The 8,452-nt window shown below is 70.3% G+C and carries 7 protein-coding genes and 1 pseudogene; 3 read left to right on the forward strand and 5 right to left on the reverse strand.

Annotated features, from left to right (window positions below):
* Positions 1–51: 51 nt before the first annotated feature.
* The 3 genes from ACWGJ5_RS11700 to ACWGJ5_RS11710 form a co-directional block, all read right to left on the reverse strand.
* Positions 52–2,244, reverse strand: coding sequence for an MMPL family transporter (locus ACWGJ5_RS11700; protein WP_385317124.1), 2,193 nt, complete (start codon positions 2,242–2,244; stop codon positions 52–54).
* A 247-nt stretch (positions 2,245–2,491) separates the two neighbouring features.
* A complete protein-coding gene (locus ACWGJ5_RS11705; protein WP_453309561.1) occupies positions 2,492–3,145 on the reverse strand; it encodes a maleylpyruvate isomerase N-terminal domain-containing protein in 654 nt (217 codons plus the stop codon).
* 76 nt (positions 3,146–3,221) lie between these two features.
* Positions 3,222–3,587: a 5-carboxymethyl-2-hydroxymuconate Delta-isomerase gene (locus tag ACWGJ5_RS11710; RefSeq protein ID WP_453309562.1), complete on the reverse strand. Its 366-nt coding sequence runs from the start codon at positions 3,585–3,587 to the stop codon at positions 3,222–3,224.
* Between the two features lie 368 nt (positions 3,588–3,955).
* Here ACWGJ5_RS11710 and ACWGJ5_RS11715 point away from each other — a divergent pair, with 368 nt between their 5' ends.
* Together ACWGJ5_RS11715 and ACWGJ5_RS11720 are read left to right on the forward strand one after the other, a co-directional pair.
* On the forward strand, positions 3,956–4,390 hold the full coding sequence (locus ACWGJ5_RS11715) for a septal ring lytic transglycosylase RlpA family protein (protein WP_453309563.1): 435 nt from the start codon (positions 3,956–3,958) through the stop codon (positions 4,388–4,390).
* Positions 4,391–4,484: 94 nt separating this feature from the next.
* Complete coding sequence (locus ACWGJ5_RS11720; RefSeq protein WP_453309564.1) at positions 4,485–5,633, forward strand: glycoside hydrolase family 19 protein; 1,149 nt, start codon at positions 4,485–4,487, stop codon at positions 5,631–5,633.
* An 85-nt stretch (positions 5,634–5,718) separates the two neighbouring features.
* Here the strand turns inward: ACWGJ5_RS11720 and ACWGJ5_RS11725 are convergent, their stop codons facing one another.
* Complete coding sequence (locus ACWGJ5_RS11725) at positions 5,719–6,405, reverse strand: DUF6518 family protein (protein WP_453309565.1); 687 nt, start codon at positions 6,403–6,405, stop codon at positions 5,719–5,721.
* 183 nt (positions 6,406–6,588) lie between these two features.
* Positions 6,589–7,440 (reverse strand): helix-turn-helix transcriptional regulator, encoded by an 852-nt coding sequence (locus ACWGJ5_RS11730; protein WP_453309566.1) that lies wholly within the window; start codon positions 7,438–7,440, stop codon positions 6,589–6,591.
* An 87-nt stretch (positions 7,441–7,527) separates the two neighbouring features.
* On the opposite strand from ACWGJ5_RS11730, the pseudogene ACWGJ5_RS11735 reads away from it, so the two are divergent.
* A pseudogene (locus ACWGJ5_RS11735) lies at positions 7,528–8,331 on the forward strand (SDR family NAD(P)-dependent oxidoreductase); the annotation flags it as partial.
* Positions 8,332–8,452 lie beyond the last annotated feature (121 nt).

Consider the following 8,452-nt stretch of genomic DNA (forward strand, 5'->3'; position numbering starts at 1 on the left):
CCGCCAGGCCTCATGACCCGGCGGGACGCCCCGTCGCGCCCCGCACCGCCGCTAGTTGCGGCGCCCGGCGGGATCGTGGGCGAAGGAGTCCCGGTCGGCGCCGGGCGCCGATGCGGAACCGCTGACACCGGTGCCGGCGCCGGCCGGCGCCGGCTCAGCCCGGTCACCGTGCCCCGGCCACCAGGCGGCGTGGCCGATCAGCGCGGTGAGGCTCGGGGTGAAGAACATCGCCATGACGAAGGCGGCGACGGCGATGCCGAAGGAGACCGCGAAACCCATCTCCGTGAGCAGCGAGTTGCCCGCCAGCATCATCGTGGCGAAGGTCGCCGCCAGGATGAAGCCGGCCGCGGCGACCGTCGGACCGGCGTGACGCAGCGCCATGCCGGCCGCCTCGCGCGGCTCGCGGCCCTCGCGGGCCTCCTCGCGGAGCCGGGCGATCATGAGGATGTTGTAGTCGGTGCCGATGGCGACCACGAACAGATACATGATCACCGGGAGCATGAACATCAGCCCCGAGTGTCCCTGCCCCTTCTGGAAGATCCACACAGTGGCGCCGAGGGTGGCGCCGAAGCCGAGGCCCACCGATGCCATCAGGTACCAGGGGGCGACGACGCTGCGCAGCAGCAGGCCGAGGATGATCATGATGAGGATGGCGGCCACCGGGAAGACCGTCTTGTAGTCGTGGTTCACCGCGGTGTTGATGTCCTTGTAGATCGAGGACATACCGCCGACGACCGCCTTGGTGCCGTCAGGGGCGTTGGTGTGAGCGACGTCCCGCACCCGGCCGACCGTGTCGATCGCCTTGTCCGTCGACGCCTCGTACTTGAGCGTGACGGTGAAGTCCGCGGTGCTGCCGTCCTTGTTCACCTGCGTCATGCGGGCGTTCGCGACCCCGTCCACGGCCCCGAGCTTGCTCGCGTACGCGGCGAAGGCCGACTTGTCCAGTGGCTTGCCGTCGGTGCTGGACAGGTAGACGTCGGTGGGTGCCGCGGCGCCCGCCGAGTACGCCTTCTGCATCTGGTCCTGGACGACCATGGACTCCTTGGTCTTCGGCATGGAGCCCGAGGCAAGGTCGAACGTGGCGTGGTAGCCGAAGATGCCGGCCGCCAGCGCGACCAGGACGAGACCGGACAGCACGGTGGTGAGCGCCGGACGGCGCTGGACCCCGCGGCCGAGGGCGGCGAAGCGGGCGTTCTCCGGTTCCTTCTGCCAGGACTTGGAAGGCCAGAAGACCTTCGGCCCGATCAGCGAGACCACCGCCGGGATCAGGGTCAGACCCGCGACGAGGGTCGCACCGACCGCGATGGCGAGCGCCGGGCCCATCTGCTTGAGGAAGCCGAGGGTGGACAGCACCAGCGCGAGGAACGCGATGATGACGGCCCCGGCCGCCGAGGCGATGGCCTCTCCGACCCGGCCGACCGCGTTGACCATGGCCTGCTTGGGTTCGTCGCCCAGGCGCAGGCGTTCGCGGTAGCGGAACATCAGGAACAGGAAGTAGTCCGTACCCACGCCGAAGAGCACGACGATCAGGATCGACGAGATCGAGCTGTTCGCCTGGAGGTCGAACAGCTTGGTGGCGTAGGCGATCAGGCCGTTGGCGACGGCCGAGACCAGGCCGATCAGCACCAGGGGCAGTACGGCCAGGATCGGTGCCCGGAAGATGATCAGCAAGGTGACCAGGATGATCGCGAAGGTGCCGAAGCCGATCAGCGCCTGTCCTCGCTTGGACGAGTCCTGCTGGTCGAGAGCCTGGGCGGCGCTACCGCCGAGCTTGACGTCGAGATGCGTGCCCTTGGCCAGCTGCTTGACGTCGTCGCGCAACACCTTGGCCGCGTCGGCCTGTTTGGGCTGGCCTGCGTTCTTGCTGTCCATCTGGACCAGGGTCAGGTCATACCTGCCGTCCTTGGACGGCAGGCCGGGGACGACCTTCTGCACCTGGTCGATGTGCTTGTTGCTCAGTTGTGTGGTGATCCGCGCGATGTCCTGCTTGTCGGCGGCGGTCAGCTTGCCGCCGTCCGTGCGCTGGTACAGCGCGATCGCGGATGGGGTGAAGGCGCTGGGGAACGCCTTCTGTTGGAGATCTGCCGCTTTGATGGACTCGTAACTCTTGGGAAGGAAGCTGCTCTCGTCACTGTTCGAGGGCAGACTCGGGGCGGTGGCGACGATCGCCACCGCGGCGATCAGCCATGCCACGATCGTCCACACAGGGTGTCGGACGACTGTGGCTCCAATACGTCGGAACATGCGGAAGGTCCTCCTGGACAGGAAGATCACCGCAGCCCGGGGAGCGGTCCCTGGCACATCGGCGACCCTGATCGGCACGTATCGAACACGGGCCGGTCGATCGGTTGTCTTGAGTGACATGGTAGTGACGGAATGCGAACGTCATCTCATCATTTGGTCTCGCTCTCGAGTGATGTTCGAGCGCTCGGGGGACGTGGAGCGCCCAAGGGGCAGGGGAGTCCTCGACGGAGGAACCAGGACGGGCCGGTCAACCGAGGACGAACGGGAGTTCGGCGGCGAAGTCACCCAGTTCGGCCTGCTCCGCTTCGGTCGGCGCTCGGCGACCGGTGCCGATCAGCAGCGCGTCCTTGTCGGAGAACGAGGCGGGGAACGAAGTGCCGGCGATCTTCTCCAGCCCCGCGCGCGCCGCCGCGAGCGTCTCGGCGGGCGGTTCGGCGGCCGAGGGCAGATGGGCGATCAGGTCGAGGTGGTGCAGGGTCCATTCGACCACGTACGCGGACAGGTAGTCGGCGACGGTCAGTACCTCGTCGCGCGTGCCGACACGGACGGCCGGATGGGCGAGCTCGGCGGCACGGCCCGCCGCGGAACCGACGTCGTCCAAGTGGAACTTCAGCCACCGCGGCTCACCGTAGGCGGCGGCCAGCCGCGGGATCAGCGCGTCGAGCGGATCCTCGCCGGTCGGCGGCTCGACCAGGTTCCAGTACGTGACCGCGTCCACCGTCGGTTCGGCGTCGACGGGTGTGACCAGGGTGATCAGGACGTCCTGGGCGTCGATGACCAGATGGCACACCAGGTCCCGTACCAGCCAGCCGGTACAGCCGGACGGCCGCTCGAAGCCCTCGTCCGGGAGTTCCGCGACCGCTGTACGCAATGCCGTCCAAGAGCGTGAGAAGAGATCCACTGGTCGCACGGTAGTGCGGGGCCGGCATGGCGGACAACCGAATTCGGAGGGACCGGAAGCCACTTCGCCCCGGGGCTCACCGCGCGGAGGGCGAAAGCCGGTAGGAGGCCCCGAGGTCGCGCACCTCCACCGAGCAGCACACCCTCTCCTCACCCCCGTCGGCCACCAACAGATGCTTGGCGAGCAGAACCAGCACGCCCTCGGACAGCCGGGCCTTCTGCGCCTCGGGGCGGCCGGGCATGAGGCCGACCTGCACATGCACGAAAGCGGCCTCCTCGCTCACGCCGTCCCCGGCATACGTCTCCGCCGGCCGGAGCAGCGTCTTGCACACGCCCGACGTACCGGACTCCTCGACCACGAGCGGATGCAACTCCTTGACAAAGGCACAAGCGTCGAAGGCTCCGGCCAGGCGGGAGGAGTAGTCGACCGTGAGGTACGGCATGGAGGACCTTTCGCGCGTTCCCCGTAGTTTTACTGGGCAACTATTTTCCCTCACGCCGCCGGCCGGCCCCACCTGGCCCCCTCCACATCGGGCCGGCCGTCCACCCGTTGGGCTCCCTCACCACCGCCCGCCCCTCCGCGCTGGTGCGGCCCGGATGGCGCACGCGATCGACGCCGAGGCCCGCGGTGCCGCGACTGAGCCTCAACTCGCTTTCTTCATGGCTTACTTCACACCTTGACCCCCAATGGTCTGTACCTCTAGTTTCACTGCCCAGCCATGCATCGAGCGCCGCGCTCACCGTTGGCCGTCCCTTCCGGAGGTGCACGCCGCCCGATGCCCACCCCCCACCCGAAAGGCCACTCTCCTTCATGGCCAGGTCCCGTTCCGCCGCCGTCCTCACAGCCGCGCTGGGCCTCTCCGCATGCCTGCTCACCGCTTCCCCGGCCCAGGCCGGCCCGGACGCGCCCGCCACGCAGGCATCCGACACCTGCTGGGCGACCCACTACGGCCCGCAGCCGCCCGGCGCCCTGACGGCCAGCGGCGAACTCTTCGACAACAACGCCGACACCGTGGCGACCTCGCTCAGCAGGCAGCCCCAACTGCCCTTCGGTACACGCGTACAGGTCATGAACACCGCCAACGGCAGGTCGCTGGTGGTCCGCGTCAACGACCGGGGCACGTTCGCCTGGACTCCGCAGGTACCCAAGTGCCTGGACCTGACCGACGGCGCCTTCGGCCGGCTCGGCGGAAGCATCGATCCCGACGCCGGACACATCGTCGTCACCGAGACCGTCCTCGGCTGACGGTCCCGTACCCACACCATCGGCCGGCAGCACACCACGTCCGCCGGAACCGGCACGCACCCCATCCACCCGACCAGGACAGGAGCACCTGTCGATGCACCTCCGCCTCGCCGAACTCCCCTACAGACCCATACGCTTGGGGCGTCTCGCACGCTTCCTGACCGGCGGCGTCGTCGCCACCCTCCTCGCCGCGTTGTTCATCGCCACGCCCGCCCGGGCCGCGGACGGCCAGATCACCGGGCTGGCCGGCAAGTGCGTGGACGTGGCAGGCGCCAACAGCGCGAACGGCACTGCCGTACAGCTCTACGACTGCAACGGAACCGGTGCCCAGATCTGGTCGAACCCGGGTGACGGCACCCTGCGGGCGCTCGGCAAGTGCCTGGACGTCGTCGACCGCAGCACTGCCGACGGCGCGGCGGTCCAGCTGTGGGACTGCTCCGGCGGCGCCAACCAGCAGTGGGTGGTCACCTCGGCCCACGACATCGTCAACCCGGCCGCGAACAAGTGCCTGGACGTGCGGGACAACAACAGCGCCAACGCCACGCGGCTGCAGATCTGGACCTGCACGGGCGGCGCGAACCAGAAATGGAACGCTCCGGCCGGCGGCGGGAGCGGCACACCGTCCGGATTCGTCGTCTCCGAAGCCCAGTTCGACCAGATGTTCCCGAACCGGAACAGCTTCTACACCTACAGCGGCCTCGTCCAGGCCCTGAGCGCCTATCCGGGCTTCGCGAACACCGGCAGCAACACGGTCAGGAAGCAGGAGGCCGCCGCCTTCCTCGCCAACGTCAGCCACGAGACGGGCGGCCTGGTCTACGTCGTCGAGCAGAACACCGCCAACTACCCGACCTACTGCGACTGGAGCCAGCCGTACGGCTGCCCCGCCGGACAGGCCGCCTACTACGGGCGCGGCCCGCTCCAGCTCAGCTGGAACTTCAACTACAAGGCCGCCGGTGACGCACTCGGCATCGACCTGCTGGACAACCCCTGGCAGGTGCAGAACGACGCCTCCGTCGCCTGGAAGACGGGCCTTTGGTACTGGAACACCCAGTCGGGGCCGGGCTCGATGACCCCGCACGACGCCATGGTCAACGGTGCCGGCTTCGGCCAGACCATCCGCAGCATCAACGGCTCCCTGGAGTGCGACGGCAAGAACCCCGCGCAGGTGCAGAGCCGCGTCGATGCCTACCAGCGCTTCACCCAGATCCTCGGCGTCTCGCCGGGCGGCAGCCTGTACTGCTGACCGAGTCCGCCCTTGCTCACGGGTGCACCGCGTCGGCAGCGGACGCGGTGCACCGCGTGCCTCCGTCCCCGCAGGGACGGCCGGTTCAGGCGGACACCGTCTGGAGGGGAAGCTCGATCAGGACGTAGGCGAGGGACGCGCAGACCAGGGCGGCGCCCAGCGTGAGGGCGCGCTCTTTGTGGGTACGGGCCATCAGCAGCGGGATGAGCACGAAGAGAGCGAGGCATGCCCATGCCTGCGCGGCGTAGTGCAGGTTCCACGCGTATGCCAGGCCCTCCATGCCGAAGAGTCCGGCGAGCGCGGCCAGACCGGTGACGCGGCGGCGCGTGTCCGGGCCACGCCGCCACCAGTGGCCGGCGACTGCGAGCAGCGGTCCCGCCACGCCGGCCATGCCGAGCCACACCAGCGGAAAGAACAGATCCCCCGCACCGTCGCGCCCGAACTCGGCATAGCCGTAGTAACCGACCACCAGGCCGACCTCCGCGCCGAGACCCCCGACCGCGGCCTGGGACACGGGGCCCTGCCGATGCAGCAGTGCTCCGGCGGCGAACGCGACAGCGGACCAGACCGTACCGGAGTTGGCGATCTGCTGCCAGGCTCCGGGAAGCCACCCCTGGGCCAGGTTGGTGAGGACGCCGAGCAGCAAGCCGGCACCCGACGCCACCGCCGTCGGACCGCCCCACGCGCGCAGTCGGCACCTCAGGCCCACCGGACGGCTGGGCATGGTCGTCGTCATCGTCGCCCCCACGGTCGCGAGTTCTACAGCCCGCACTATACACACTATGTATACATGGTGTGTTTACGCGGTCGGCGCCCGGCGCGCGGCCCTGCTCCTCCACATGCAGGGCGGCGAGGAAACCACCGGCTCAGGTCGGCCGGCGGACTCCCCCGCGTTGCTGGAGGAGGTCTTCGCGGTGCTGCGGACGCCACGCCAGGGGGTAAGCACCGGTCCGGCTCAGCGGACGGCGTCCATGCGCTGGGTGCCGATGACCGACAGCAGCCGCAGGGCCTCCTCGGACGGTGTGCCGGGGACGGCGGTGTAGATCACGACCTGCTGGTCCCGGTCGGCGAGGTCGAGGGCGTCGCAGTTGACGGTGACGGGCCCGACCTGCGGATGCCGGAAGGTCTTGCGGAGCGTGGGTTCCCCGTCGACGTCGTGGGAGTCCCACAGCCGGGCGAACTCCTCGCTGCCGGCGCGGAGTTCGCGGATCAGGCCGGTCACCTCGGGATCGTCGGGGTAGCGGGCGGCGGCCGTGCGCAGCCGGCGGGCCGCGTGCCGGGCGAACGCGTCGGCGTCGGACACGCCGTACAGCCGCCGCCCCTCGGGGCGCGGCCCGAGGAAGACGCGCCGCGCGAGGTTGCGCTCGCGGCGCGGCAGAGCCGAGAAGTCCTCCATCAGGGCGGCGGCCAGTGCGTTCCAGGCGAGCACCTCCAGCGTGGCCGAGGTGACGAAGGCGGCGGACTGCGGCAGCCGGTGGATCAGGTCGAGGATGCTCTGCCGCACCTCGCGCGGGGGCCCGGGCGCCGGGTCCGGCGGGGCACCGGCCAGCAGATGGAGGTGCTCGCGTTCGGCGTCCGACAGCCGCAGGGCGCGGGACAGGCCGGCCAGTACCTCGCGGGACGGACGCGGGCCGCGGGCCTGCTCCAGCCGGGTGTAGTACTCGGTCGAGATGAACGCCAGGTGCGCCACCTCCTCGCGGCGCAGCCCCGGGGTACGGCGGCGCGGCCCCGCGGCCAGGCCCACGTCGGCAGGGCTGATCCGCTCGCGCCTGCTGCGCAGGAATCCCGCCAGTTCCACTCTGTCCACACCCCCAGTGTGCGGGTACCCGGCGAGCCCCATCCAGGTACTGCCGGTGCCTGGATGGGCCCGTCCCCCCGGCGCACGCTCGCTGCCATGGACAACACACAGAACGCCGTGGGCGACGCACGGAACGACGACACGCCCGCGTACGGCCTGCTGGCCGGCAAGGTCGCCTTCGTCACCGGTGCCGGGCGCGGCATCGGCGCCGCCGCGGCTCGGCTCTTCGCCCGGGAAGGGGCCCGGGTCCTGCTCGCGGCCCGCACCGAGGCCCAGCTGAAGGCCGTCACCGATGAGGTGCGGGCGGCGGGCGGCACCGCTGACTACGTCGTGTGCGACCTGGCCGACACGGCGAGCGTGCGCGCCGCCGTGGACCGGACCGTCGACCTGTACGGCCGCCTCGACATCGCCTTCAACAACGGCGCGACGATCCAGCCGCCCGGCCCCATGGACCAGCTACCGGAGGCCGAGTTCGACCATGTCTACACGGTGAACCTCAAGAGCGTCTGGCTGGCCATGGTCGCCGAGGTCGCCGCCATCCGGGCCACCGCCGGGACGGGCGCCATCGTCAACAACTCCTCCATCGGCAGTCTGCGGGGCAACCCCGAACTGCCCGCGTACGGTGCGATGAAGCGGGCGGTGAACAGCCTCACCGAGTCGGCCGCCGTGACCTACGGCCCCGAAGGCATCCGCGTCAACGCGATCGCGCCCGGCAACACCCTGACGGAGATGATCAGGGCCTGGGAAGCGGAGGCCCCCGGTCTCCAGGACCGGCTCACGGCACTCACCCCGCTGCGCCGCGCGGCCGTCCCCGAGGAGATCGCCGAGGCCGCCGCCTGGCTGCTGAGCGACCGTGCCTCCTTCGTGACCGGCACGGTGCTGAAGGTCGACGGAGGCGCGCCCCCCCCGACCCCCCGGCCCCGGGGGGCCCCCCCGACCCGAAAACACACAGGGGGCGCGGGCCCGCCCAGGGCGCCCCCCCGGGGGGGGGGGGGCCGGCCCCTGTTGTGGCCCAACACCA

It is taken from the genome of Streptomyces sp. NPDC054783, from assembly GCF_053611725.1.

Coding starts and splice junctions, on each gene's coding strand:
- ACWGJ5_RS11700 (WP_385317124.1), bottom strand. CDS start 2,244: ATGTTCCGACGTATTGGAGCCACAGTCGTCCGACACCCTGTGTGGACG.
- ACWGJ5_RS11710 (WP_453309562.1), bottom strand. CDS start 3,587: ATGCCGTACCTCACGGTCGACTACTCCTCCCGCCTGGCCGGAGCCTTC.
- ACWGJ5_RS11715 (WP_453309563.1), top strand. CDS start 3,956: ATGGCCAGGTCCCGTTCCGCCGCCGTCCTCACAGCCGCGCTGGGCCTC.
- ACWGJ5_RS11720 (WP_453309564.1), top strand. CDS start 4,485: ATGCACCTCCGCCTCGCCGAACTCCCCTACAGACCCATACGCTTGGGG.